General features: G+C 66.9%; 27 protein-coding genes. 14 read left to right on the forward strand and 13 right to left on the reverse strand.

Features of this window, described 5'->3' with window-relative positions:
• Positions 1-3 precede the first annotated feature (3 nt).
• Positions 4-2,256, reverse strand: a complete 2,253-nt coding sequence (locus RXV88_RS10035) for a hypothetical protein (RefSeq protein ID WP_316292468.1) — start codon at positions 2,254-2,256, stop codon at positions 4-6.
• 217 nt (positions 2,257-2,473) lie between these two features.
• Entirely contained in the window at positions 2,474-4,012 is a 1,539-nt protein-coding gene (locus RXV88_RS10040) for a PAS domain S-box protein (protein WP_316292470.1), read from the reverse strand.
• Between the two features lie 73 nt (positions 4,013-4,085).
• On the opposite strand from RXV88_RS10040, the gene RXV88_RS10045 reads away from it, so the two are divergent.
• Complete coding sequence (locus tag RXV88_RS10045) at positions 4,086-4,502, forward strand: host attachment protein (RefSeq protein WP_316292472.1); 417 nt, start codon at positions 4,086-4,088, stop codon at positions 4,500-4,502.
• A gap of 110 nt (positions 4,503-4,612) precedes the next feature.
• Entirely contained in the window at positions 4,613-4,951 is a 339-nt protein-coding gene (locus RXV88_RS10050) for a phasin family protein (protein WP_316292473.1), read from the forward strand.
• A gap of 48 nt (positions 4,952-4,999) precedes the next feature.
• Here the strand turns inward: RXV88_RS10050 and RXV88_RS10055 are convergent, their stop codons facing one another.
• The gene (locus RXV88_RS10055; RefSeq protein WP_316292474.1) at positions 5,000-5,281 is read right to left on the reverse strand and encodes an Lrp/AsnC ligand binding domain-containing protein; all 282 of its coding nucleotides are present in this window, start codon (positions 5,279-5,281) and stop codon (positions 5,000-5,002) included.
• A 142-nt stretch (positions 5,282-5,423) separates the two neighbouring features.
• Here RXV88_RS10055 and RXV88_RS10060 point away from each other — a divergent pair, with 142 nt between their 5' ends.
• Positions 5,424-6,383 (forward strand): homocysteine S-methyltransferase family protein, encoded by a 960-nt coding sequence (locus RXV88_RS10060; protein ID WP_316292476.1) that lies wholly within the window; start codon positions 5,424-5,426, stop codon positions 6,381-6,383.
• A gap of 54 nt (positions 6,384-6,437) precedes the next feature.
• On the opposite strand, the gene RXV88_RS10065 is transcribed toward RXV88_RS10060, so the two are convergent.
• Positions 6,438-6,920: a hypothetical protein gene (locus tag RXV88_RS10065; RefSeq protein ID WP_316292477.1), complete on the reverse strand. Its 483-nt coding sequence runs from the start codon at positions 6,918-6,920 to the stop codon at positions 6,438-6,440.
• 163 nt (positions 6,921-7,083) lie between these two features.
• Here RXV88_RS10065 and RXV88_RS10070 point away from each other — a divergent pair, with 163 nt between their 5' ends.
• Positions 7,084-7,236: a hypothetical protein gene (locus tag RXV88_RS10070; RefSeq protein ID WP_316292479.1), complete on the forward strand. Its 153-nt coding sequence runs from the start codon at positions 7,084-7,086 to the stop codon at positions 7,234-7,236.
• Positions 7,237-7,347: 111 nt separating this feature from the next.
• Here the strand turns inward: RXV88_RS10070 and RXV88_RS10075 are convergent, their stop codons facing one another.
• The 4 genes from RXV88_RS10075 to RXV88_RS10090 all read right to left on the reverse strand — a co-directional run bounded on the left by RXV88_RS10075 (position 7,348) and on the right by RXV88_RS10090 (position 11,535).
• A complete protein-coding gene (locus RXV88_RS10075; protein ID WP_316292481.1) occupies positions 7,348-8,667 on the reverse strand; it encodes a ferredoxin reductase family protein in 1,320 nt (439 codons plus the stop codon).
• A gap of 4 nt (positions 8,668-8,671) precedes the next feature.
• The gene (locus RXV88_RS10080; RefSeq protein WP_316292483.1) at positions 8,672-9,526 is read right to left on the reverse strand and encodes a universal stress protein; all 855 of its coding nucleotides are present in this window, start codon (positions 9,524-9,526) and stop codon (positions 8,672-8,674) included.
• 96 nt (positions 9,527-9,622) lie between these two features.
• Entirely contained in the window at positions 9,623-10,036 is a 414-nt protein-coding gene (locus RXV88_RS10085) for a cytochrome c (RefSeq protein WP_316292484.1), read from the reverse strand.
• Between the two features lie 83 nt (positions 10,037-10,119).
• Positions 10,120-11,535 carry a hypothetical protein gene (locus RXV88_RS10090; protein ID WP_316292485.1) on the reverse strand — a complete coding sequence of 472 codons (1,416 nt, stop codon included), beginning with the start codon at positions 11,533-11,535 and terminating at the stop codon, positions 10,120-10,122.
• Between the two features lie 101 nt (positions 11,536-11,636).
• On the opposite strand from RXV88_RS10090, the gene RXV88_RS10095 reads away from it, so the two are divergent.
• A complete protein-coding gene (locus RXV88_RS10095) occupies positions 11,637-12,494 on the forward strand; it encodes a class II glutamine amidotransferase (RefSeq protein WP_316292487.1) in 858 nt (285 codons plus the stop codon).
• On the opposite strand, the gene RXV88_RS10100 is transcribed toward RXV88_RS10095, so the two are convergent.
• Complete coding sequence (locus tag RXV88_RS10100; RefSeq protein WP_316292488.1) at positions 12,467-12,973, reverse strand: hydrolase; 507 nt, start codon at positions 12,971-12,973, stop codon at positions 12,467-12,469. The two genes, RXV88_RS10095 and RXV88_RS10100, sit on opposite strands and share 28 nt — an antisense overlap.
• A gap of 135 nt (positions 12,974-13,108) precedes the next feature.
• Between RXV88_RS10100 and RXV88_RS10105 the strand changes: the two genes are divergently transcribed.
• Genes RXV88_RS10105 through RXV88_RS10120 form a run of 4 tightly spaced genes read left to right on the forward strand, consistent with a single transcriptional unit; the run spans position 13,109 to position 14,579 of the window.
• On the forward strand, positions 13,109-13,420 hold the full coding sequence (locus RXV88_RS10105; RefSeq protein WP_316292489.1) for a DUF4342 domain-containing protein: 312 nt from the start codon (positions 13,109-13,111) through the stop codon (positions 13,418-13,420).
• Positions 13,413-13,772 (forward strand): GerW family sporulation protein, encoded by a 360-nt coding sequence (locus tag RXV88_RS10110; protein ID WP_316292491.1) that lies wholly within the window; start codon positions 13,413-13,415, stop codon positions 13,770-13,772. The genes RXV88_RS10105 and RXV88_RS10110 overlap by 8 nt, the downstream gene beginning before the upstream one ends.
• A gap of 7 nt (positions 13,773-13,779) precedes the next feature.
• A complete protein-coding gene (locus RXV88_RS10115) occupies positions 13,780-14,334 on the forward strand; it encodes a DUF2953 domain-containing protein (RefSeq protein WP_316292493.1) in 555 nt (184 codons plus the stop codon).
• Positions 14,331-14,579, forward strand: coding sequence for a hypothetical protein (locus tag RXV88_RS10120; RefSeq protein WP_316292494.1), 249 nt, complete (start codon positions 14,331-14,333; stop codon positions 14,577-14,579). The genes RXV88_RS10115 and RXV88_RS10120 overlap by 4 nt, the downstream gene beginning before the upstream one ends.
• Here the strand turns inward: RXV88_RS10120 and RXV88_RS10125 are convergent.
• The 4 genes from RXV88_RS10125 to acsA are packed head-to-tail and all read right to left on the reverse strand — an operon-like array spanning position 14,576 to position 19,759.
• Positions 14,576-14,821 (reverse strand): acyl carrier protein, encoded by a 246-nt coding sequence (locus RXV88_RS10125; protein ID WP_316292496.1) that lies wholly within the window; start codon positions 14,819-14,821, stop codon positions 14,576-14,578. The two genes, RXV88_RS10120 and RXV88_RS10125, sit on opposite strands and share 4 nt — an antisense overlap.
• Positions 14,818-16,023, reverse strand: coding sequence for a dihydrolipoamide acetyltransferase family protein (locus RXV88_RS10130; RefSeq protein WP_316292497.1), 1,206 nt, complete (start codon positions 16,021-16,023; stop codon positions 14,818-14,820). Before RXV88_RS10130 ends, RXV88_RS10125 begins: the two co-directional genes overlap by 4 nt.
• Positions 16,020-18,017, reverse strand: coding sequence for a pyruvate dehydrogenase (acetyl-transferring) E1 component subunit alpha (pdhA, locus tag RXV88_RS10135; protein ID WP_316292499.1), 1,998 nt, complete (start codon positions 18,015-18,017; stop codon positions 16,020-16,022). Before pdhA ends, RXV88_RS10130 begins: the two co-directional genes overlap by 4 nt.
• On the reverse strand, positions 18,014-19,759 hold the full coding sequence (acsA, locus tag RXV88_RS10140) for an acetate--CoA ligase (RefSeq protein WP_316292500.1): 1,746 nt from the start codon (positions 19,757-19,759) through the stop codon (positions 18,014-18,016). Before acsA ends, pdhA begins: the two co-directional genes overlap by 4 nt.
• A gap of 163 nt (positions 19,760-19,922) precedes the next feature.
• On the opposite strand from acsA, the gene RXV88_RS10145 reads away from it, so the two are divergent.
• From RXV88_RS10145 to RXV88_RS10165, 5 genes are all read left to right on the forward strand, one after another.
• Entirely contained in the window at positions 19,923-21,161 is a 1,239-nt protein-coding gene (locus RXV88_RS10145; protein WP_316292502.1) for an efflux RND transporter periplasmic adaptor subunit, read from the forward strand.
• Complete coding sequence (locus RXV88_RS10150; RefSeq protein ID WP_316292504.1) at positions 21,154-21,870, forward strand: ABC transporter ATP-binding protein; 717 nt, start codon at positions 21,154-21,156, stop codon at positions 21,868-21,870. Before RXV88_RS10145 ends, RXV88_RS10150 begins: the two co-directional genes overlap by 8 nt.
• A gap of 1 nt (position 21,871) precedes the next feature.
• On the forward strand, positions 21,872-23,083 hold the full coding sequence (locus RXV88_RS10155; protein ID WP_316292506.1) for an ABC transporter permease: 1,212 nt from the start codon (positions 21,872-21,874) through the stop codon (positions 23,081-23,083).
• A gap of 79 nt (positions 23,084-23,162) precedes the next feature.
• Entirely contained in the window at positions 23,163-23,534 is a 372-nt protein-coding gene (locus RXV88_RS10160) for a hypothetical protein (protein ID WP_316292507.1), read from the forward strand.
• Positions 23,535-23,584: 50 nt separating this feature from the next.
• Positions 23,585-24,613, forward strand: a complete 1,029-nt coding sequence (locus RXV88_RS10165; protein ID WP_316292510.1) for a BMP family ABC transporter substrate-binding protein — start codon at positions 23,585-23,587, stop codon at positions 24,611-24,613.
• Positions 24,614-24,616: the final 3 nt, after the last annotated feature.

The raw sequence follows: 24,616 nt of genomic DNA on the forward strand, positions 1-24,616 counted from the left end.
GCGTCAGGGCGCGGTATCCGGCGCCAGCACAAAGGCGCCGTGGTCGTAGGCGTCGTATTCGCTCAGCCGCCGCCAGCCGTTGGTGGCCATGGCCCAGACGTGGATCGCCTCCGAAAACGCGGCCATGTCGCATTGCGGCAGGCCGAGCGCGGGATAGGCCATGGTCAGCGTCTGGACCGAGGCCGTCTGCCCATAATCCCCCGGCGGCGCGGCGCGCGGGTTGGTCAACGGGCTGACGCCGCCGATGGTTTGCCCGCCAAGCAGCGTCACACCGCGTTTCAGCGTGAACTGGTAGGTGGCGAAACCGTTGTCATGGAGCGCCGTGAACGGCATCGACACGATGGAGGATATGTTCGCCAGAGAATAAGCCAGCACGCCGCAGGCGTTGGCGGGCAGCAAGCCGCGCTTGGCCGGTTCGATCGCCGCCTCGCACGCGGTGTTGTCGATATGCAGGGTCAGGACGAAACTGCGCTTGCCGTCGCCGTCGTCGTCCACCACCATTCCCAGCGGATCGGCATCCTTGGTGTGCACGGTCGCGGGTTTCGAAAGATCGAGCTCTTCGGGCACCACGAAGATCGCCTTGGTCGCGGCGGCGTCGATGTCGACCAGCGTGCCGGACGCATCGAAAAGGTCGATCTTCAGCTGGAACTTCCCGGCCTTCGCCGCGGGGGCGTGGGTTTGCGAGGGGAATTTCGCGCTCGTGTGGTTCTCGACCAGGTTGGGATAGACCCACTTGCCCTTGGGCGGCAGCGCCGGCGGTATCCTGAAGAGCGCCTTGCCGCCGACCACGAAAGGGCCAAGCGGGTAGACCTCCATCGTCGGTTCGCTGGCGCCCGGGGCCTCGTAGGAATAATGCCGGTGGACCTCGTGGTCGAGCGGCTGGAAGGCGCCCGTCGTGCCCTCGCGCCAGGAAAACTGATAGTATTCGATGCCCTTGGCGCGCAGGCCGTTGTCGAATTCCATATGCGGGCGCAGAAGTCCGCCCATGGGCCGGCCGTCGAAGGTATCGGCGTGCAGCGCCTCGTTTTCGTCGATAAACACCAGGCCCTCGTTGCCGGGCGTATCGCTGTCGATAATGCCCTGATTGGGCGACGCGCCGCGGATGCGGCTGAGCGGCAGATTGCCGATATGCATCACCGCGACCCAGTCGTCCGCCGGGGCCTCGATCGGCTGGCAGGGCGCGCAGGTGGGCGCCAGCGCATGGGTGGTGACCAGGTCCACATGGGTGCCGCAGACATAGTTCCAGCGGGTATAGCAGGCCACCGGCGTGGGCGCGTAGATGGTGATCTCGAACGGCCCGAAATGCCGTTTGGCCTTGAAGTAGAGGTCGGGCGCGTCGGGGTTCTTGCAGCCGCGAAAGAACACCGCGTGGAAATTGCCGCATTCGTCGGTCGTGGCGGTGGCGACGAGCTGCTTGCTGACACCCGCCGGGAAATAGCGGCAGATCAGAAAGCGGCTCAGGTCGGGCGCGCGCACCAGCGCGTCGCGAAATTGCGGCAGCGTGGCGACCTGCGCGGCGATCTTCAGTTCCGCCGGAACCGAGGCCGGGGCGTTGCCGGCAAAGCCCGCCTCTGCCGGCGCTTCGGGCTGATCCATCTCGGACGCCAGCGCCAGCGATCCGCCGAAATCCGGGCGCGGCGGGCGCGGAATAGGCACACGGCGTGCCTCGGGCAGCAGGATTTCCCAGGGCCAGGGCTCGGGTTCGACGATCCAGCGGCGGAACCGCTCGAGGATGTCGTCCGGAATGCGCGCGACGATCAGCGGGATCGGGTCGACCTCATAGACCTCGACCGTGGCGTTGCAGACCGGCAGGTCGATCTTCATCCCGTCCAGCTCGGTCCGCTTGACCAGTTTGCCGGGCACATGGCAGCGCGACGCGAACCAGCAAAGCCAGTGGTTGGGCAGAACCTCGAAGGCGACCTCGGCCTCGGCCGCATCCGCGTCGATGCGGACGGTCCGGCGCGCCCCGCCCCGGCGCAGAAGCTCGGCAAGGCCCGAGGCGTCGTCATCGACGGACGGCCCGGCGACCACGTTCAGCGACATCGCCTCTTTGGGAACGGGAATCGGCAATACGGCGGCGCCGTCCCGGCCCAAAGGCGCGCGGGCGATCACGCGTCCGCCCTTGGAAAAGGCGTAGACGGCGGCGCCCGGCCCGTCCTGCGGGGGCTGCCCGTCCAGCAGATCGACCCGCACCTTCAATGCGATGTCCTTGCGGTTCTTGCGGTCCTTGCGTTTCGGTGTGTCTTGTGGGGTCATGACGCGTTCCTCGAAAATGATTGGCTTTTGCCGAACCAGGACTTTCACAGGCGGGACGCACGATGGGCGCGCCTCCCGCATAGGGAATCGGAAACCGTTCGTAGATCAACTACTGCGGGAAAATTTTGCGGCCGATTGATATTGCTCAATCGGTCCTGACACCCGCCGAAGCGGGCGCGACAGGCAGGTCAGGCGCGGCGGGCCCAGCGGCCCCGCGTCACTCCGGGGTCAGCATGGCCTGGATCCGGCGGGCCAGATCGGCGTGGTGATAAGGCTTGTGGAGGATGTCGTAATCGCCGTCGAGCATCGCCTTGCCGGACACCACGTCGCTGGCACAGCCCGAGGTCAACAGCACCTTGACCGACGGAAATTCCTCGGCCAGCCGCGCGGCCAGTTCGAACCCGTTGAACCGCCCCGGCATCACCAGATCGGAAAAGACCACATCGGCCCGGGTTCCGGCCTTGAGCATCTCGTAGGCCTGCTCGCCGGTCTTGGCTTCTTCGGTGCGATAGCCGATGTCGCGCAGGCGGGCGACGGCAAAGCCGCGAACCTCTGGATTGTCCTCGACCACCAGCACCGTTTCGCCGTTGCCTCTGGGCGGGGCGCTGATTTCGACCGCGTCGGGCGACGGGTGCCCGGCCGCGTCGCCCGGCAGGACCGGCAAGTAGAGGCTGACCGTCGTTCCGTGCCCGGGTTCGCTGTAAAGCGACAGATGCCCCGCGGACTGGCGCACGAAGCCGTAAACCATGGCCAGCCCCAGCCCGGTGCCCCCCTTGTCGAAGCGGGTGGTGAAGAACGGCTCGAACGCGCGTTTCTGAGTTTCCAGTGACATGCCGATGCCATTGTCGCTGACGCTCAACCGGACGTAATCGCCTATTCTGACGGCGGTTTCCTGCGCCATATAGGTGTCGTCGATGCTTACGTTCTCGATCGAGATCAGCAAATGCCCGTCGTTTTCCATCGCGTCGCGCGCGTTCAGCGCAAGGTTGACCAGCGCAGTCCGAAGTTGAACCGGATCGACCAGTACGTTGTGCAGATCCGGCGCGATGCTGACCTTGATGGTGTTGCTCTCGCCCAGGGTGCGTTCCAGCAGCGGCAGCGTGTCTTTGCAAAGCACGCCCAGATCGGCCTCGACCGGTTTGAGCGCGCTTTGGCGGGCGAAGACCATGAGCTGGCGGATCAGCTCGGCCCCAAGCTCGGCCGCCGACAGCGCGCCATCGACCAGTTCCTCGTGCTTGTCGTCGCCGCCGCGCATTTGCAGCAATTGCAGATTGCCGATGATCACCGTCAGCAAGTTATTGAAATCATGTGCGATCCCGCCGGTCATCTGGCCGATGGCGTCCAGCCTTTGGGACCGTTCCAGCGCCCTTTGCGTGTTCTGCTGGCGCGTCAGATCGTGCAGGATCGCGACGAAATAGGTCTGGCCGGCGTAATCCGCGCGACCGATGGAGATGTGCATGGGAAAGACGCTGCCATCCTTGCGCAGCCCTTCCACATCCCGGCCTTCTCCGATGATCCGGGTCTCGCCGGTTTCCAGATGATGCGACATGAATTGGTCATGTCTTTCGGCCAGCGCGCGGGGCATCAGCACATTGACGTTCTGCCCTTCCAGTTCGCCCGTGGCATAGCCGAAAAGCTCGGTCGCGGCGGGGTTGAGACGCAAAATTCGGCCCTCTTCGTCTGAAACGACCACCGCATCGGCGCAAGCATTCAGCAAGGCACGGAACAGGGCGGTTTCTTGAGTGGCTTCGTCCATACCGGGCGCGCCTTTGCGGGTCAGACAGGTACAGGGGTCCGGCGACCATGACAAAAGCAATTGATGCGCGTCAATGCGCAACGGCTACGCCGTGCAAAAAATCGCCATGCGACCAAAGCAGGAGAACACGATGACACCGACCGTCGCATGGGTGCTGCTGGCCGGCCGCCGCGGCCCCCGCGTGTACGAATACCACGGACCCGATCGCGGGCTTTGCGCGCTCAAGCACGCGATCCGGATAACCGCGCCGCCGCCCGGACCGGACACGCCGGAACTGGCGCGCGACATCGCCGCCGCGTTGGAAGAGGCACACCGGAACCGCGCGTTCGACAGCCTGATCCTGGCTGCGGGGCCGCGGATGCTGGGGCTGCTGCGCAGGGCGATGAGCGCGCCATTGCGCGCGGTCGTGGCGGCAGAGCTGTGCAACGACCTGACCACGCTTTCCGACGAAGAACTGGCCAGGCATCTCGGCGGCGCCATCGCGCTCTGATCGCCCTGTGCGGGAATGGTGCGGTCGCAGGGCGGATTGATTCAGGTCAATGAAAGGCGCGCCCCGAAGGTCACACTCTGCCCGACCGCAGGCCAACCGGAGGACGACAGATGACCGCCAAATCCAACCCCGACAAGACCGCGCCCGAAACCCCGGCAAACCCGTTCGCCCAGTTGCAGGAGGCCGGTTTCGGCAATTTCGCCGCGATGGGCACCGCGTGGATGGAAGCCATGAGCGATATCGGCGCCGAGGCCATGAGCTTTGTGGCCGAGCGGCTGAAGGAAGACGTCAAGACCCAGCACGAGATGCTGCATTGCAAGGACATGGACCAGCTTCAGCACATTCAGGCGGAATTCGTGCAAAAGGCCATTGACCAGTACCAGGAGGAAACCGGCAAGCTGGTCGAGATGAGCACGCAGGCCTTCCAGCCGCCCAAGAGCGAAGACTGACCGCGGCAGTCTTGGGCCCCGCCCGGTTCCGGTGGAGGCCCGCAGGGGTCAGTGCGGCGCGATGCCCGCCTGCACCGGACGCTTCAGACAGGTCGATAGCGCCACGTGACACTTGGTCGAGAGGACGTCGGGCCGGGCATAGAGCCTGGCCAGCAAAGCCTCTGTCCCCCGGGCGCTTTGCCTGCACGCCTTCAGGATCGTGCAGGTGTCGCCGGTGACAGAATGGATTTCCTCGACCTCGGGCATCTTCTGAAAGCGCATCGGCGCGTCGGTCTTGCTCCAGCCGGTGGCGTTGACATGGGCGAACGCGGGGAACCGCTTGCCAGTCATGTAAGGCGAGCGGGCCGGGACGCCGGGGGGTGTCGTTGTTCAGCTTTGACGCCGCGCGCCCGGCCGATGACATCAGGGTGAACCGATACCGGCGAATATGCTAGAATGGCTAAGGCTCCGGATCTGCAGAGGAGGAGGGCACATGCCATTCGATCAAAGGCTTCCACAATTGAACGGCCATCACATGACCTGCGGGGGCGGGTTTGAGACCTGGCTGCAATATGTCGACGGGTTCGAGCTTAGGCATTTCTGCGCTTTCGAGCTGCTCAACGACAAACGCGGGCGCGCGTGCCTGGCCGATTATCAGCGCAAGCTTGTCGAAGCTGCCGTGGAAAACGGGTTCGGGGTGATCAATGAGGGCCTGCACTATCGCGCCAGCCGCGATTGGGGCGAATTGATCGGGTTCGACAAGCAGGCGCTCGAAGAGATCAACCTGCGCGGCATCGAGTTCTACAAGGACTTCGCCCGCGAATACGACAGCCCCGGCACCCCGATGACCGTCGGCGGCGTGATCGGCCCGAGGGGCGACGCCTACAACGTCGGCCGCACCCCGGATGCGGCCGAAGCCGAGGAATATCACGCCGAACAGATCGAGACGTTCAAGAAGGCCGGGGCCGATCAGGTCACCGCGGCGACGTTTTCAAGCGTCGAAGAGGCAATCGGTCTGGCACGGGCCGCCAAGGTCGCCGACATGCCGGTCGCGATCTCGTTCTTCGTCGCAAAGGGCGGCAGGCTGAAGGGCGGCGAGACGCTGGAAGAGGCGATCGCCGCCGTCGACGCCGCAACCGACAGCGCCCCCGCCTACTACATGATCAACTGCACCCACCCGACCGAATTCGTGCCCGGCCTGACGGACGGGGACTGGAGCCGGCGGTTGGGGGGCTTCATGCCCAACGCTGTGGCGATGGAAACGCTCGATCTCTGCAAGCTCGGTCATCTCGAAGACGGCGACCCGAAAGAGCTCGGCGGGCAGATGGCCGACCTTGCGCGCCGTTTCCCCCACATCAACGTCTGGGGAGGCTGCTGCGGGACCGACGGGCGCCACATCGGCGAGATCACAAGGCAGGTTGCCGAGGCGCGGCGCGAGAGGGCCGCCGGTTAGCGGCCCCGTTGGTCCCGCGCCCCGAGGGCCGCCTTGGCCGGGGCGGCCCCCGTGTCAGCGGCCGCCTTCGCGGATGGCGAGGAATGCCTCGATAAGCCTGGCCGCCTCTTCCGGTGTGATCCGCGCGTGTCCGCGCATGAACATGCCGATGTTGCGCCCCGAATAGCGGTCGACCAGCATCCCGTCCTTGACGATCATCTTTTTGCGCACGAAGACCCGCGCCCGGTCGTGGCAGAGCGCGCAGCGTTCGCGGAAAAAGCCCTCGGCGCGGATCTGCTGTTCGGCGGTTTGCAGAAAAACCGCCAGTTCGTCAGTGTTCAGACCGCCCTCGTGCTGGCGCAGAAAGGCGGCAAGGTCGGGGGTTGCCGCGCCGGTCAGCACATCGTTCTCGAGCCGCAGATGGTCTTCGACGAAGGGGCCCATATGCCCGTGACACTCCAGGCAGCGCTCTTCAAAGACGGCGTGAATGTCTTGTGCCCGCGCCGTGCCCAGCGGCACGGCGAGCAAGAGACCGAAAAGAACGGCGTAAGGTTTCATCCTGTCGCGTCCTCCGTACCGCCAGATATCTCAGACCGGCCGCGCGCGGGGTTGATCCGCGTCAAACACGCGGACGGATCGCGGCGATTGATCGAGGTCAAACCGCCAGAGCGCCCAAGCGTCCAGAATGGACCCCGGAATAATGCCTCGATCGGAGCCCGTCATGAAACCTGCCGCTTTGCTTGCCCTGGTGCTGTCCTGCCTTGCCCTGACCGCCTGCACCGGCCCCGACCAATACCCGGTGTCGGGTCAGGAATGCGGGCCGAACGATCCGGTCAAAGAGCTTGACGCGCCGGATTGCCCGCCGGCGATCTGACCGGGCGCGCGTCAGCGCAGCGTGAAGGCCAACAGCACCAGCACCACGATGGCGTTGACGATCCAGACAGTCAGCGCCAGCCGCCGCTGCTGTGTCATGCGCCGCCAACGGTCAGTCATACTCGAACCTTTCCGACAGAATGCGCCCGGCCGCGACGCCGCGGGCCAGCAACGCCTCTTCGACCGAGGTCAGCATCGCGGGCGGCCCGCAAAGGACAAAGAGCCACTCGGCGAACTGGCCGGGTGTAAACGTCCTGTCGAGCAGATCGGCATCAACGAATCCCACCTCGCCGGTCCAGCCGGGGCTGGGTTCGCACAGGGTGTGCACCAAGGTAACCCGCGCGTCGCGGGCCATTTCGTCGAGCTGCGCACCGAACGCGATCTGCGCGGCGCTGCGGTTGCCGTAGATCAGCGTGACGGGGCGCGGGTCGTTGGCCAGGCGTAGCTCGCGCAGGATGCCCAGCAGGGGGGCGATGCCTACCCCGCCCGCGATCAGCGCGATCCCCGGCTCGGCCCGCCCGTCCGCCGTCAAGGTGCCGTGCGGCCCGTCGATATAGGCTGTGGTGCCGGGCGCGATGCTGTCCAGGCTGCGGGTGAAGTCGCCCAGCCCTTTGACGATGAATTCCAGTTCGGGCCCGCTGCGCGGCGCCGAGGCGATGGAGAACGGGTTTTCCCGCAGCGAAAACGGCGAATGGCCGATGTTGAGCCAGACGAATTGCCCGGCTTCGTAGGGCACACCCGCGTGGCCTTTGGGCGCGATGCGGATGCGCCATTGGTGCGGGCTCAGCCGCTCGATCAGCGACACGCGCCAGGGATGCAGGTGCTGGTAGGCGGGCTTCAGCACATAGACGAAGAGCATCGACAGGACGGCAATGGCGGTCATCGTGCTCCAGGTCCAGACCAGCGGTGGATGAGCGCTGTAGCGCCCGGCCTCCAAAGCATGGTGCAGCAGCAGCCCCGCGATCAGCAGCGCGCCCAGCCCGTGCAGCAGGCGCCAAAGCTCGTGCCGGTATCCCAGCGCGTCGCGGTTGAAGGCCAGCATCACCAGCGACGGCAGCAGCACGAAGGCCGCGATGCCGCTGGCCAGCGCGGTGAAATCGGTGGTCAGCGTCAGCTGTCGGCTAACGTCCCAGGGCCTCTGCGGCCCCGGCAGCCAGCGGTAAAGAAACGGATGCGCCAGGGCAAAGACCAACGCCGTGCGCGCCATCAGCTGGTGAAACCGGATCGTGTGATCGAGCCCCACCCCGCCCGAGATCGTGCGGAACCGCCCCGACAGCACGAACTCCGCCAGGATCATCGAAAAGGCCAGCATGCCAAGGCCCGAGGCAACCTCGTGCCGCAAAGGGCGCGGCGGCAGGCCCAGCATCCACGACAGCGCGAGTGGCAGGCAGACCACCGCCAGATAAAGCAGGATCAGCGGTCCGGCCCGCATCGGCCTAATGCACCAGGAACACCGGAACGTCCGATTGCGCCAGCATGCTCTGCGTCGTCCCGCCCAACAGCAGTTGACGCGCCCGCGACCGGGCATAGGCCCCCATCACCAGCAGATCGGATCCGGTCTCGGTCACTTCTGCGCGGATCGCGGTCGCCACGTCGCGCCCGCCGCCGGGATATTGCTGCACGGTCACTTTGCAGCCGTGGCGAGTGAGCCAGGCGGCCAGGTCGACGCCGGGGTCGCTGGACACCTCGCCGTGTTTCATCCTGGGGTCGATGACGGCGACGGTCACCTCTTGCGCGCGGCGCAGGATGGGCAGGGCGCGGTGCACCGCCCGGGTGGCGGGCAGGCTGCTGTCCCAGGCCACGAAGGGGCGTTTCGCGGCCAGCACGCTCATGGTATTCGCCGCGTTCACGATCAGCCCCGGCGGGCTTTCATAGATCAGCCCGGCGACGATCTGGTCGAAATGCGGCGCATCGGCGTTCAGCGACGGCGGCAGAAAGACGAAATCCGCAAGCTGCGCGCGCACCGCGACCTCGTCGTCCAGCAGGGCGGGCTCGCAGAAGATGGTGGTGACATCGCCCTCAAGCCCCGCTTTCTGCAAGAGCTGTTCCAGCGCGTTGCCCCGGTCTGTCACGTGCTGCGCGGCCTCTTGATAGCTTTGCTGCCAGTCTTCGGGGAATATCCCCGGGCCGTAAGGCTGGGCGGCATAGGCATAGGCCGGAAACGGCGGCGCGGCGCCCGCGACCAGCAGGGCGACGTGATATTTGTCGACCGGAAGGTCTTCGATCATCGCCTTGATCTCGGCATCCGGTGTGGCGGGCTCCGCCACGATCAGAAGGGTCGTCTTGTCCATGGTCTGTCTCCGCGTCATGGGGTGGCGCGCGCCTGCCGGGTCCAGGCGGACGGTGCCTGCGTTCAAGCCCCGAGGCGCTTTTCCGCCTGCGCCCGGTCAGGGCACGTAGCCGGTGGGCGCCGGGTTCTGGAGGCTTTCGAGGTAGTTCGCCAGGGCGATCAGCTTGGTCGGGGTCGGGGTCTTGACGCCGTTGCCGGTGTCGAAGAGCACGATGTCCCCCTCGAGGAAATCGCCAAAGACCGGCATGTCCTCGCGCGGGTTGGTGCGGCGGGCGTAGCCGTCGACGATCGACATCACCTCGAGCATCGGCCAGTTGCCGCCACGCCGTGCGGCGATCCGCGTCAGATCGGCGGGAGGGGTGTTCAGGCTGGCGGCATGCGGGCCATCGCCGCGCCCGCCGGGGCCGTGGCACGAGGCGCAATTTTCGGCAAAGAGCATCCGCCCCACCCGCGGGCTTTCCAGCGAGCATCCCATCACCAGCAACGGAACCAAAAGCATAAGGTATTTCATATCCGACCTGTTTTCCTTTCCATCGGCCCCAAGGTGCCGCATCGGTGCATCTTTCGTCTTGATCCTGATCAAGGCGGCGCGGGTCATGTGCCGGTTGCCAGACGATCGAGGGCAGTCTGCATCATCCGCTCTGCCGCGTCGTCGCTTTCGGCGATGGCGGCCAGGTTTGCGGAAAAGCCTTCGGCATGGGGCGGCGGGGACAGGATCCCGATGCCGCCTTCCGTCTGTCCAGGCCGGAGCAGCAGGTCGTCCAGAACCTCGACCATCCAAGTGACGGGCCTTGGGTCGCGCGGCAGGATTTCCTGCACGATCAGCATGGCGCGGTCCCGTTCCCCGGGAACCAGCCGCCCAAGCGCCGTCATCGGGATCGACACGCCGCCCCAGCGCCCGTTGCACTCGATCCAGTGGATCGCCGCTCCGCCTTTGCCGCCGTGGCAGAGCACGGCGTCGAAGCTGCATCGTCCGAAAAACCCGATCCGCTGCAGGACGGCGGCGATTCTCAGCGCCTCGGCGCCGATCCGGTCTTGCAGCGCGCGCGGCAAGGGGCTGCGCCGCGCTCCGACAAAGGTCGCGGCCGTGCCCTGCACCCGCTGTTCAAAGATACCTTCGATGCGGGGCGGACCCTGATCGAGGTGCGGCAGCCACATCTGAACCGAAGGACTGTGCGTGACATGCGCATCCCAGACCCCGACCAGCAGCGGGTAGACGTCGCGCCAGCCCGTCGCGCGCAGCCGCGCCAGCAGAAACCAGCGCAGGGCGGCCAGCGGCAAGTGCCTGACCGCGGCGCTGGGCAGCCGGATGTTCCCGGCCGAGCCTGCGCTGTCGGGCACCTTGACGATCACCTGATCGGCGCTGCGGCCGATGCGCGCCACCAGACCGGCGGCGGCGGCGGGGCCGAAGGCGGCAAAGGTCGGCGGCGTGGCCTCCCCGCCGATGACGCGGCGGGCGAGATCGGCGAACCACAGCTTGTCATTGGCGCGGCGCGCGGCCCTCGGCGTGGGGCCGTTCACATGCACCGGGCGGCCCGCGCCTTGGCCGATGGCCTGCGCCAGACGCCAGACGTGGCCGGTGGTCAGATACGGTGTCAGCGTCAGGCCCCGGTGCCGCTTGCACAGGTCCACGCAGGCCTCCAGCAGCGGCGGCGACAGGCGGATCTGCGCCGCCGCGGGGGCGGGTCCGTGCGCCTCGGTCTCGATGAAGGCGATATCGGCAAGGCCCAGGATGTGCTTGAGGTAATCCTCGAACCCCCGGTCGCGGCGGCGCACGGCGACCATGTCGCCCGGCCGCGCCAGAAGCGCCATGCGGTGGTCGAAGCGCGACAGGGGCGCGGTGCGCAAGAGCGGGATCTCGGACTGGTCGCCGACCAGCAGCGCCGGGCCTGGGCCCGCGCCCTGCCGGACGAAATCCCCGAACCCGGCCGAGGACAGCAGAGCGGGCTCGTCGCGCAGCAAATGCGCGGCGATCTCGTCACAGGGGTCTGGGCAGAAAATCTCCGACATGGGGAAAGATTAGGCGCGGGCGGCCCCGCCGCCTTGATCCGGATCATCCCGCGCGCGCGCCGATCTGCATAGCTGGGCGTGCGAAGACGCGGAGAAGCCGAATGTGCCGATTGTACGCCATGCACGCCAATGAGCCCACGAAGGTGGAATGCGGCCTGGTGCGGTCGCAGAACGCGCTCATGGCGCAAAGCCGAAGCGACATGCAGGGCTATGCCCATGGTCACGGCTGGGGCGTGGCCGATTACGCCGACGGTCTGCCGATGATCGAACGCCAGGTCTGGGCCGCCTTCGAGGGCGAGCATTTCAGCCGCGCCGCGTCGCGGGTCTATGCCCGGACGGTGGTGGCCCATGTGCGCCGCGCCACGGTGGGCGGCACCTCGATCGAGAACACGCATCCCTTTCACCACGGGCGCTGGATCTTCGCCCATAACGGCACAGTGCCGAATTTCGAGCTTGTCCGCCCAATGATGCTGGCGGCGATGGACCCGCTGCACCGAAGCGAAATCCGCGGCACGACCGACAGCGAACATGTGTTCCGCTATCTCATGACGCTCTTTCTGCAGCATCCCGAACGTGGGCTCTTCGACACCGTCAAGGCCGGGCTTGAGCAGGTGCTGCGTTGGTCCGCGCAGATCGACGCGGAGGCGCGCGTGGGGCTGAATATCGTTCTGACAGATGGCGACCGGATGATCGGATCGCGGCTCAACCGGTCGCTCTACTACCTGCGGCGCGACCACATCTATCACTGTCCGATCTGTGGCGCACCGCATGTGCACCACGACCCCAAGGCGCATTACCATTCGGTCGAGATCGCATCCGAACCGGTGAGCCATGGCGAGGATTGGTACGAAGTGCCCAACGGCACCGTCTTCAGGGTGGCCGAGGATTACCGGCTGGACATGGAGCATCTGGAGCAGCCGGAGAACGGATCTCAGACCTCGACGACACCGACGACGTAATTCTCGCCGTAGGCCTTCGCGCAGCGGGGACAGGTGGTGTAGAACATGTAGACCGTCTTGGGCTCTTTGCCGTTGGCGCGGGCGGCGACCTCCATGTCGTGCATCCAGTCCTTCGCCTGGCTGTAGGGGCCCTCGAAAACCCGCGTCATGTAATCGCCCGACAGGGTGACCATCTCTTCGTCCTCGACCTCGCGGGTGACGGCAAAGAAATGCTCGCCCTCCCAGGGTGACAGATCGTGGCTGAGCACGATCATCTGTTCGGGATCGAAGGCGGCGCTGTCCTCGATATGCTCCTGCACGCGGGTAAAGACCGTGCCCATGTTCAGCGGCACATGCATGGCGCTTTTGGTCAGGGCGCGGACGAAGGGCTTGTCGCGGAAATGCAGCGTCTGGTTGTCCCAGCCGATGGGGTTGAACTTGGGGCAGCAGCCGGTGGTGTTGGTGCCGGTGTCGTAGCGGGGCAGGGCGTTGGTGTCCATGACGGGCCTCCTGTCGGCGGTAGGGACAGACTGGCATGGCGGCTGTCCGGCGGGATTGATCCATGTCACGGGGGCGCGCGCGCCGGGTGATAGCCTGCGCGGGACTCAGCCCACGCAACCTATCGGAGATTTGTCATGAACGACGCCCCCGAAGACACCAAACGCACGATCGTCGAGGAAATCGAGGTCGCCGGCAACCAGCTGGTCGACCGGGTCAAGGAGCTGGCCCAGGAAGGCAGCGTGCGCCGGATGAAGATCATCGCCGACGACGGCGACGTTTTTCTGGAAACCCCGCTCAACATCGGGCTGGCGGTCGGCGGCGTGGTGGTTCTGACCGCGCCCTGGCTGGCCATTCTGGGCGCGGTCGCGGCGCTTGTGACCAAGGTCCGCATCGAGGTCGAACGCGAGGCGGATACATCTGAGCAAAAGGAAGAGAGCCATGGATAACGTCGAAACCCTGCTCAAGGGCACTGTCGAGGAACTGGACCGCCTGCTCAACGCCAAGAACGTGCTGGGCGACCCGATCGAGCGCGCCGGCAAGACCGTCATTCCCATCGTCAGCTACGGCTTCGGCTTTGGCGCGGGCGGGTCGCGCGGCGGCAAATCGGGCGATGGCAGCGGCACCGGCGGCGGCGGCGGGATCAAGCCGCTGGGCGCGATCATCTTCGACGAGAACGGCGCGCGGGTCGAGGCGGTCAAGGGCGCGGTGTCGAACCTGGCCGAGGTGGTCGGCGACGCGGTGTCCGTGGCGATGTCCCGCTCGGGCCGTTCGGCCAAGGACGAGTCCGAGACCGGCTGACGGGGCGATGCAGACCCTCGGGCTGATCCTGCTGGCGCTGATCGGCGCGCTGCTGGCGCTGGCCGTTCTGGCGCTGGTGTTGCCGCTGCGCGTGTGGCTGGCCTTCGACACCGGCGCCAGGCGGAAACTGGCCGTGCAGGTGCAGCCCCTGGGGCGTTTCGGCCCGCGCGTTCCGGTGACGGGGCGGGCGGGCAAATCCCGCACGTCAAAGCCGAAAGCCCACAAGAAACGCCGCCCGCGCCTGCGCGGGCGAGCGATCGGCTGGGCACCTGTGAAACGGCTGATCGCCGGGGTCACCGGCGCGATTCATCTGGAGGAGGCGCGTCTCGACGCCGCCTTCGGCCTGGGCGATCCGGCCGACACCGGGCAGGCTTTCGGCCTTCTGACGCCTCTGATCTATGGCAGCGCGGGCGCGCCGCGCTCGGATGTCGTCCTGCGCCCGGTATTCGACCGGGCCTGCCTTGAGGGCACCGGCCATCTGCTCTGGCGCGCGCGGCCCGTCGCGGTGCTCTGGCCGATGGCGCGCTTTGGGTGGGAGGCCTTCGGGCCCACGGCGCGATGAGCGTCACGCTCGGCCCTTCGCACACGGTCGGGGACATCCGCTTTGCGGTGCTGTCCCGCTCTGCCGTCACGTCCCTGCCGTTCCCGCAGGGCGCGGTGGTGCACGGGGCCAAGACGCCGCTTTACGTGCTGTTCCGCTGCGGGACGCGCCTCTGGGCGCAGTCGGCAACGGGCGGCGAGGTGCCCATCGCCGAGATCGAGGCCCGCTATCCCGGTCAATGCGCGGTCTTTATGGCAGACGCCTAACCTGTCCGTGCACGCAGATAGCCCGCCAGCGCATCGAAGCTGCGCATCTGGTCGTAATCGGCCTCGGGCATCTCAAGGCCCAGCCGCTTGCCGAGGGCGGTGACCAGCGTCAGAAAATCCATTGAATCGATGTCGTATTCCTCGCGCAGGTCGGCCGCGGGGTCGGTGTCGTCGGGGTCGATGTCCGGGGCGATGCGGTGCAGTTCCTCGGTCAGGATGGTGGCGATGTCGTGCTGGGTCATAGGCTGTCCGGTGTCTGGAGGTTGCGGTCGATGGCGCGCAGGAACAGCGCGCCGCGATGGCCGTCGCTGACGCGGTGATCGGCGGCCAGCGTCAGCCGCGCGGCCAGCCGGGGTGCGACCGCGCCGTCAACGATCATCGGTTGAAGGCGCGGCGTGCCGATGCCGACGATGGCGACCTGCGGCGGGTAGATCACGCCGTAAAGCTCATCCACCCCGCGTTCGCCCAGCGACGACAGGGTGATCGTCGCGTCGGACAATTCGCGCGCCTTGAACCGGCCTGCGCGCACGCGCTCGACCAGATCGCGCATGTCGCCCATCAGCGTGTCGAGATCCTTGGTTTCGGTGTCGAAAAGCGCAGGCGCCACCAGCCCGCCGCCGCGGATGTGGATGGCGAGGCCGAGGTGGACGGCGTTGGAGGGGGTAAAGCGGTCGTCGGTGTAATGGCCGTTGAATTCGGGATATTTCTTCAGCGCGCGGGCCACCGCCTTGGCCGTCACCGCGCCCAGCAGCAGCCGCTCTTCGGGCGGGCGGTCTTGGTTGGTGGCGGTGACGAAGGCGTCGGCCGCGGTCATATCTGTCATATGCGACAGGTAGTAATGCGGGATCTCGCGTTTGGAACGCGACATCGCGGCGGCAATCGCCGCGCGCATGTCCGAGGGCGGCGGCGGCTTGGTGGTGGGTGCCAGCCCCGGAATGTCGGCGCGGGTGATCGTCTGACCGGGCGCGGCGCTCAGCGTGGCAAGGTCGATGCCCCGCTCGGTGGCCAGCCGCCGCGCGGCGGGCGTGATGCGCAGCCGCGGCGCGCCCGCCTGCGGGTCCGAGGGCGGGATCTCGGGGCCGGGCGGTTCCGGCATCGGTTCCTCGAAGGGCAGATCCTCGGGCATGGGCGGCTGCGGTGTGGGCTCTTTGACGGGCGGCTCTTCGGGCGGGATGTCGCCCGGCACCTCCGGTTCGGGCTTGTCCTGCGCGCCGGTGCTGATCGTGGCCAGCGGCGTGCCCACGGGCACCTTCGTGCCGATGGGCACCAGCCATTCGGTCAGGATACCGTCCTCGAAAGCCTCGATCTCGATCACGCCTTTCTGCGTCTCGACCGCGGCGATCACGTCGCCGCGATGCACTGCATCGCCGGGCGACAAAAGCTGTTCGACCAGCGTTCCGGCCTCCATGTCCGCGCCCAGAGAGGGCATCAGAAAAGCGCTCATGGCTTGACCTCCATCATGCGTTTCACGGCGGCCACGATCCGGGCCGTCTGGGGGATCGCCGCCTGTTCCAGATGCGCGGCGTAAGGAATGGGCGCCTCGACGCTGCACACCCGCGCCAGCGGCGCGTCGAGCTCGAAGAACGACTCTTCGGCCAGCCGCATCCCGATCTCGGCGGCGAGGCTGCCGGTCTTCCAGCCTTCGTCCACGATCAGCGCGCGGTGGGTCTTGGCGACCGAGGCCTTGATCGTGTCCATGTCCAGCGGCCGCAGGCTGCGCAGGTCGATCACGTCGCAGGAAATGCCCGCATGACCCAGCTCGCGCGCGGCCTCGATCGTCTTGAAGAGCGACCCGCCATAGGTGATCAGCGTGACATCGTCGCCCACATGGCGCAGCGCCGCGCGGTCGATATCGACCGCGCCCGCGTTCTCGGGCAGCGCGCTTTCCATGTTGTAGAGCATGACGTTCTCGAAGATCAGCACCGGGTCGGGATCCTCAAGCGCGGTCCAGAGCATCCCACGCGCATCCTCCAGCGTCGCGGGTGCCAGCACCCGCAGTCCGGGGATATGCGCGTACCAGCCCTCCAGCGAATGCGAATGCTGTGCGGCCAGTTGCTTGCCCGCGCCGGTGGCCATTCGGATGACCACCGGCACGCCGAACTGGTCGTTCGACATATGCCGCATGGTGGCGGCGGTGTTGAGGATCTGGTCCAGCGCCAGCAACGAGAAATTGACCGTCATCAGCTCGACGATGGGGCGCATTCCGGCCATCGCCGCGCCGATGCCCGCGCCGGTAAAGCCCGATTCCGACAGCGGCGTATCGCGGATGCGGTCGGGGCCGAAGCGGTCGAGCAACCCCTTGGAGACCGCGTAGCAGCCGCCGTAGCGGCCCACGTCCTCGCCCATCAGGAACACCCTTTCGTCGCGCTCCATCGCGTCCACGATCCCGGCCTTCACCGCCTCGCGGTAGGTGGTGGCGATCAGCTTGCCGGGCGGCTCGGGCGCCGGGGGCGCGGGGCGGTCGGCGGCCATGACATGGCGGGTGAGGGTCTCGACCGGTTCCCAGGTTCCGGCCTCGGCAAAGGCCACGGCTTGGGCGATTTCGGCCTCGACCTCTGCCTCGATCTGCGCCAGATCGTCGGCATGCAGCAGGTGGTTCGCTTCCGCCCAGCCCTGGAACCGCACGATGGGCCCCTTGGCGCGCCATTCGGCGATTTCCTCCTTGGGACGGTAGAGCTGGGCGTCGAACATCGAATGCGCCCGAAAGCGGTAGGTCTTGCATTCCAGGAAATAGGGCTTGCCGGTGTCCTTGATCGCCGCCAGTGCCCGCCGCGCCGCCGCCTCGACCGCGACGATGTCCATGCCGTCGACGCTTTCGGCGGCGATGTCATAGCTTTGCGCCTTCACCGCGATCTCGGTCTGGGATTCGGTCAGCGCCAGCGCCGAGCCCATGGCGTAGCCGTTGTTTTCGCAGACGAACAGCACCGGAAGATCCCAGAGCGCGGCCAGGTTCATGCTTTCGTGAAACTCGCCTTCGGCCACCGCGCCCTCACCGAAAAAGCAGGCCGTCACCCCGTCCGACCCGCCCATGCGGTCGCCGAGGGCCAGCCCCACGGCCATGGGCAGCCCGCCGCCCACGATGGCGTTGCCGCCGTGGAAATTGTGCTCGCGGCTGAAAAGGTGCATCGACCCGCCGCGCCCGCCCGCGCAGCCCTCGGCCTTGCCGTACATCTCGGCCATGATCGCGGTCATCGGCACCCCGCGCGCCAGCGCGTGGCCGTGTTCGCGGTAGGTGGCGACGACGCGGTCCTGCGCCTGCAGAACCGGGATGATGCCCGCCGCGATCGCCTCTTCGCCGTCATAAAGATGCAGAAAACCGCGGATTTTCTGCTGGGTGTACATCTCGGCGCATTTGTCCTCGAACCGGCGGATGCGGATCATTCCGTGCAGCAGCTCGCGGATATGCGCGTGATCGAGGCGGGGTTTGGTGGTGCTCATGTCTCGTCGCTTTCCAGGGTAGAGATATCGCCCTCGGGCAGGCCCAGCTCGCGCGCCTTCAGCAGGCGGCGCATGATCTTGCCGCTGCGGGTCTTGGGCAGGTTGCGGCGAAAGGCGATGTCCTTGGGCGCGACCGCCGGGCCCAGACGCGTGCGGGCAAAGCCCATCAGCTCCAGCCGCAGATCCTCTGAGGCCTCGAAGCCGGGCTTGAGCGCGACATAGGCCTTGACCAGCTCGCCCGCGGTCTCGTCGGGCACGCCGATCACGCCGACCTCGGCCACGGCGGGATGTTCGATCAGCGCGCTTTCGACCTCGAAGGGGCCAATGAGGTGGCCCGCGCTCTTGATCAGGTCCTTGTCGCGGCCCACGAACCAGAAATAGCCATCGGCATCTCGCATCGCCAGATCGCCGCTGAGATACCAGCCGTCGCGGAAGCATTTGTCGTAGCGCGCCTGTTCGTGCAGGTAGGCGCGCATCATCGACGGCCAGCCGGGGCGCAGCGCCAGCTCGCCCATGGTGCCGGGTTCGGTGATTTCCTCGGCGCCCGCGTCGGTGATCTTGACGATCCCCGCCTCGATCCCCGGCAGCGGCTTGCCCATCGAGCCCGGCTTGACGTCCATCGAGGCGTAGTTGGCGATCATGATCCCGCCGGTTTCGGTCTGCCACCAATTGTCGTGGAACGGCATGCCGAAGGTGTCGTTGCCCCAGATCACCGCCTCGGGGTTCAGCGGCTCGCCGACGCTGGCCATGAAGCGCAGGGCGCTGAAATCATGTGACTTTGCGGCGGCGGCCCCGGCCTTCATCAGCATCCGGATGGCGGTGGGGGCGGTGTACCAGACGTTGACGTGCTCGCGCTCGAGCGTGTCGTACCAGCGGTCCACGTCGAATTCCGCCTCGTCCACGATCATCGTCACGCGGTTGGTCAGCGGCGCGATGATGCCGTAGGAGGTGCCGGTGACCCAGCCCGGATCGGCGGTGCACCAATAGACGTCGCCCGCCCTGAGGTCGAGCGCCAGCCGCCCGGTGATATTATGCGCCACGACCGCCTCGTGCACATGCTGCACGCCCTTGGGCTTGCCGGTGGTGCCCGAGGTGAAATGCAGCAGCGCGGGGTCCTCCGGGTCCATCCGTTCGGTATCGAAGCTGTCGGGGGCGGCGTCCATCAGCGCCGCCAGATCCGCGGTGCCGTCCTCGGTGCCATCGATCAGGAAGACCCGGCGCAGCTCGGGCAGGCTGTCGCGGAGCTTCTTGAGCTTGCGCTTGTAAAGCCGTTTCGAGGTCAGGATGGCGTTGGCCCCGCCGATCTCCATCCGCGACTGGATGGGTTCCGGCCCGAAGGCGGAAAAGAGCGGGCAGAAGACCGCGCCCGCCTTCAGCGTGCCCAGCACGGCGATGTATAATTCAGGCACCCGGCCCAGCAGCGAATAGACCCTGTCGCCGCGCCCGATCCCTTGCGCGCGCAGGACGTTGGCGAAGCGGTTGGCGCGGTCCTGCAACTCGGCATAGGTCAGGTCCGTCCGCGCGCCCGCCTTGTCGATCCAGCGCAGCGCGATCTGGCCGCCATGCCCGGCGGCGACGTGCCGGTCCACGGCCTCGTGCGCGATGTTCAGCTTGCCGCCCGGGAAGCCGTCGATCCTCTCGCGCGCCGCGTCCCAGGTGAAGGAGGCGCGCGTCGCCTCGTAATCCGGCATGTTGCTGTGCCGCGCGGTGTCGGGGGATTTGCGTATCCTGTCGGTGCCCATCTGCCTTGCCTCCTTGACCGCACTCGGCGCCGCCTGTGGACAGGCTCTTGCCGGGGCCGACTATCGCACCGCGTCCCGGAAGGGCCCTTGATCTTGATCATTTCAGCCGCCGTCCGGGCGCGTAGGCTGGTCCGGTAAAGCGGTGGCGGAAGGTACAGGGCCGATGATCGACACCCCCGAAGAGGTTGCCGAAAAGCTCGGCCTGTCCGGCGGCAGGCGGGTTGTTCCGCCTTGGGCGCGCTACGCGGCGGCCGCTGCCGCAGCACTGGCGCTGGGGCTCTGGTGGTGGGCGGGCGCGACAGGCGGGGACGGTGTGCGCTACGTCACCCAAGAGGCCGCCATCGCCGATCTGCGCGTCACCGTGACCGCCACGGGCACGGTCGAGCCCACGAACCTGGTCGAGATCTCCAGCGAGCTTTCGGGCACGCTGGCCAGCGTCCGGGTCGATTTCAACGACATCGTGACCAAAGGCAGCGTTCTGGCCACGCTGGACACCGCCAAGCTCGAGGCGCAGCTGGCGGTCAGCAAGGCGGCGCTGGACATGGCCATCGCCCGCGTCGCCATGGCGACCGCCACGCTCGAGGATGCGCGCGAGAAATACGACACCACCCTGGCGTTGGAGGAACGCGGGATCTCGGCCCATCAGACGCTTGTGACGCAAAAGGCCGCCTTTGTCCGCGCGCAGGCAGAACTGCAATCGGCGCAGGCCGACCGCGCGCTGGCCGAGGCCAACCTGGACCTGCATCAGGCCGAGCTGGACAAGGCCTGCATATGTTCGCCCATCGACGGCGTGGTGCTGAGCCGGTCGGTCGATCCCGGGCAGATCGTGGCGGCCTCGCTCTCGGCGCCGGTGCTTTTCACCGTGGCCGAGGATCTGACCCGGATGGAGCTTCAGGTCTTCATCGACGAGGCCGATATTGGGCGCACAAAGGTGGGGCAGGCGGCGGAGTTCACCGTCGACGCCTATGACGAACGGGTGTTCCCCGCCCGCATCACCGAGATCCGCTTCGCGCCCGAGACCGTCGACGGGGTGGTCAGCTATCGCGCGATCCTGTCCATCGACAATTCCGATTTGTCGCTGCGCCCCGGCATGACGGCGACCGCCGACATCACGGTGGCAGAGCTTGACGGCGTGCTGACGGTGCCAAACGCCGCGCTGCGCTATGCGCCCCCCGCCGCGCCGGTCGAGACCGAGGACCGCAGCGGGCTGCTGGGCATGCTGATCCCCGAGCGCGAGGACCGGGCGGCCACGGGCGACGGCCGGACGCTCTGGGTGATGCGCGACGGCGCGCCGGTGGAAATCGCCATTCGCGCGGGCCAGACCGACGGACGCCGGACCGCGATCCTCGACGGGCCGCTGGCCGCGGGCGATGCGGTGGTCGTGGACCGGGTCGATGACTGAGCCGCAGGGCGCCGCCCCGCTGATCCGCCTGCGCGGTATCAGCCGGGTCTACGGCCACGGCGACGCCGAGGTGCGCGCGCTCGACGGCATCGACCTCGATGTGGAAACCGGCGAATTCGTCGCCATCATGGGGCCCAGCGGATCGGGCAAATCGACCGCGATGAACGTGATCGGGTGCCTGGATGCACCCACGGCTGGGACTTATCATTTCAGCGGGGTCGAGGTGGCCGGGCTGAGCCGGGATCAGCGCGCGCTGCTCAGGCGGCACTATCTGGGTTTTATCTTTCAGGGCTACAACCTGCTGCCGCGCACCTCGGCGCTGCACAATGTCGAACTGCCGCTGATCTACAAGGGCCTGCCCCGCGCGACGCGTCATGCGCTGGCCTCGCAGGCGCTGGCGCGGGTGGGGCTGGCCGAGCGGGCGCATCACGACCCTTCGGAACTGTCGGGCGGCCAGCAGCAGCGCGTCGCCATCGCCCGGGCGCTGGCGGGCAATCCGCAGGTGATCCTGGCGGACGAGCCCACCGGCAATCTCGACACGCATCTGTCGGCCGAGATCATGGAGGTTCTGGGCGATCTCAACCGCAACGACGGGCTGACCATCGTCATGGTCACCCACGAGGCCGACATGGCCGCCTATGCCAAGCGGCTGATCTGGATGGTCGATGGCCGGATCGAAAGCGACCGGCCGACGGACCGGGCGGCCTGACATGCTGTGGGAAACCGTAAGGCTGGCGGTGCAGGCGATCTTTCGCAACGGTCTGCGGTCGTTCCTGACGGTGCTGGGCATCGTCATCGGCGTGGGCGCGGTGATCGCAATGGTCACGGTCGGGCAGGGCTCGACCGAGCAGGTCACTTCGGATGTCGAAAAGCTGGGCAGCAACATGCTGATGGTCCTGCCCGGGCAGGACGCGATGGAAGGCGGCGCGCTGGGCAGCCCGCCGCCCATGTTCAGCACGCGCATGAACGACCTCTTGGAAGAACAGATGCCGATCATCGACGTTTCGGCCCCCATGAGCACCACGCGCGGCCGGGTGATCTTTGGCAACGAGAACCGCCGCACCGACGTGATCGGCACCGACAACCGCTATTTCACCGCCGCCCGGTGGGAGCTGGCCCGGGGCCGTCTTTTCGACGCGACCGAGCTCAAGTCCGGCAAGGCGGTCTGCGTGATCGGCGAGTCGGTGCGCAAGCAGCTTTTCGGCAGCTCGGACCCGATCGGCGAGGAGGTGCGGATCAAGACGCTCTCGTGCGAAATCATCGGGCTGACGCGGTCCAAGGGCGCGTCGACCTTCGGCAGCGATCAGGACGATTTCATCATCATGCCGCTGCGCACCTTCCAGGGCCGGATCGCCGGCAACACCGACGTCAACCTGATGATCGTCGCCGTGCGCCAGGGTGTCGACACCGACCGCGCCAAGGCCGAGATCGAGGCGGCGATGCGCGATCTGCGCCGCATCGGCGCGGGCGAGGAGGACGATTTCACCGTCATGGACATGAAGCAGCTCGCCACCATGCTGTCGGGCATCACCGACATCCTGACCGGCCTGCTGTCGGCGGTGGCCGCCGTCAGCCTGCTGGTAGGCGGCATCGGGATCATGAACATCATGCTGGTGTCGGTGACCGAGCGCACCCGCGAGATCGGCATCCGGCTGGCCATCGGGGCGCAGGCGCGGCAGGTGCTGCTGCAATTCCTGGTCGAGGCGATCATCCTGTCGCTCTTCGGCGGGCTCATTGGCATCGCGGTGGGGCTGGGGTTCGGGCTTTTGGGGGCGCACCTGCTGGCCATCCCGTTCCGCCCCGATCCGGGGATCATCCTGCTGGCCTTCGGCTTTTCCGCGGCCATCGGCATGATCTTCGGCTATTTCCCCGCCCGCCGCGCCGCGCGGCTCAATCCCATCGACGCCCTGCGCCACGAGTGATCCGCCGCGCGTGACATATGTCAATCGGCGCAGGGACCGGTCTGGCACACTTGCGCTGTTCCATGACCCGAGGAAGACCATGCAACTGGATGACGACGAAATCGGCCTGCTGCTGACATCGCTTGAGACCCGCAACGACCTCAGCGTCGCCGAGCTGGACGGGGTGGGCCACGCGCTGGCCTTCCTGCTGAAAGACCGCTTCGACGCCAAGCGCGGCGCGGCGGCCAACCTGGGCAGCACCGAAGAGGCGCTGCACATCGCCGACGAGGCCTTCCCCAACTGGTCGTTCACCATTCACGGCCGCGCCAACGACCGCGACGGCCACTGGCGCTGCACCATGCGCGAGAATGAGACCTTCGACAGCGACGCGATCATCGGCACCGGCCGGTCGCCGGTGCTGTCGCAGGCCATCGTCGCCGCGGTGATCCGGCTGGCCATGCAGGACCGCTGACCGGGCGGACGACACGCATGGGCAAGACACATGGGCAAGGAGGAAACCCGATGTTTGTACGACTGCCGAAATCCCTGATCGCCACTCTGGCGTTCGGAACCGCGCTTGCCCTTGGCGGGCCTGTCTCGGCCTTCACCGCCTGTCAGATCACCGACACCGGCGGCATCGACGACAACAGCTTCAACCAGACCGCCTGGAAAGGCGTTCTGGACGCGCAAGAGGCCTTTGGCATCGAGGGACGTTTCCTGGAAAGCCAGGCCGAAACCGATTACGAGGCCAACATCAACTCGCTTCTGGGCGGGGCCTGCGATCTGATCGTCACGGTGGGTTTCCTGCTGGGCGACGCCACCAAGAACGCGGCCGAGGCCAACCCCGATCAGCGCTTTTCCATCGTCGACTTCGCCTACGATCCGGCGCTGCCCAACGTGCTGGGGCAGGTCTATGCCACCGACGAGGCGGCCTTTCTGGCGGGTTACCTGTCGGCCGGTATGACCAAGACCAAGATCCTCGGCACCTTCGGTGGCATCAACATCCCACCGGTGACGATCTTCATGGACGGCTTCGTGCGCGGGGCGAATTACTGGAACGAACAGAAAGCCGACAGCGTCACCGTTCTGGGCTGGGATCTGGACCGCCGCGAGGGGCTTTTCACCAACAATTTCGAAAGCCTCGACGATGGCCGCGCCTTTGCCCAGAACCTCTATGAGGAAGGCGCCGATATCGTGCTGCCGGTGGCGGGGCCCGTGGGGCTCGGTTCGGCCACGCTGGCCAACGAACTGGGGACCGATGCGCTCAAGATCGTGGGCGTGGACGCGGACCTTTATTTCACCGACACCCAGCGCCAGCATGTCTATCTGACCTCGATCACAAAGCGGATGGATTCCACCGTCAAGCAGGTGATCGAAGCGGCGATGAACGACACGTTCGAGGGCGGCATTCTGGTCGGCACTCTGGCCAATGGCGGCGTGGGCCTCGCGCCGTTCCACGATATGGACGCGCTGGTGCCCGACGAGCTGAAGGCCGAGCTGGACACGATCCGTCAGGCGATCATCGACGGCAGTCTCGACATCGGCGGATAAGGT

This window comes from Aestuariicoccus sp. MJ-SS9, from assembly GCF_032586235.1.
Taxonomy (GTDB): Bacteria; Pseudomonadota; Alphaproteobacteria; order Rhodobacterales; family Rhodobacteraceae; genus Aestuariicoccus.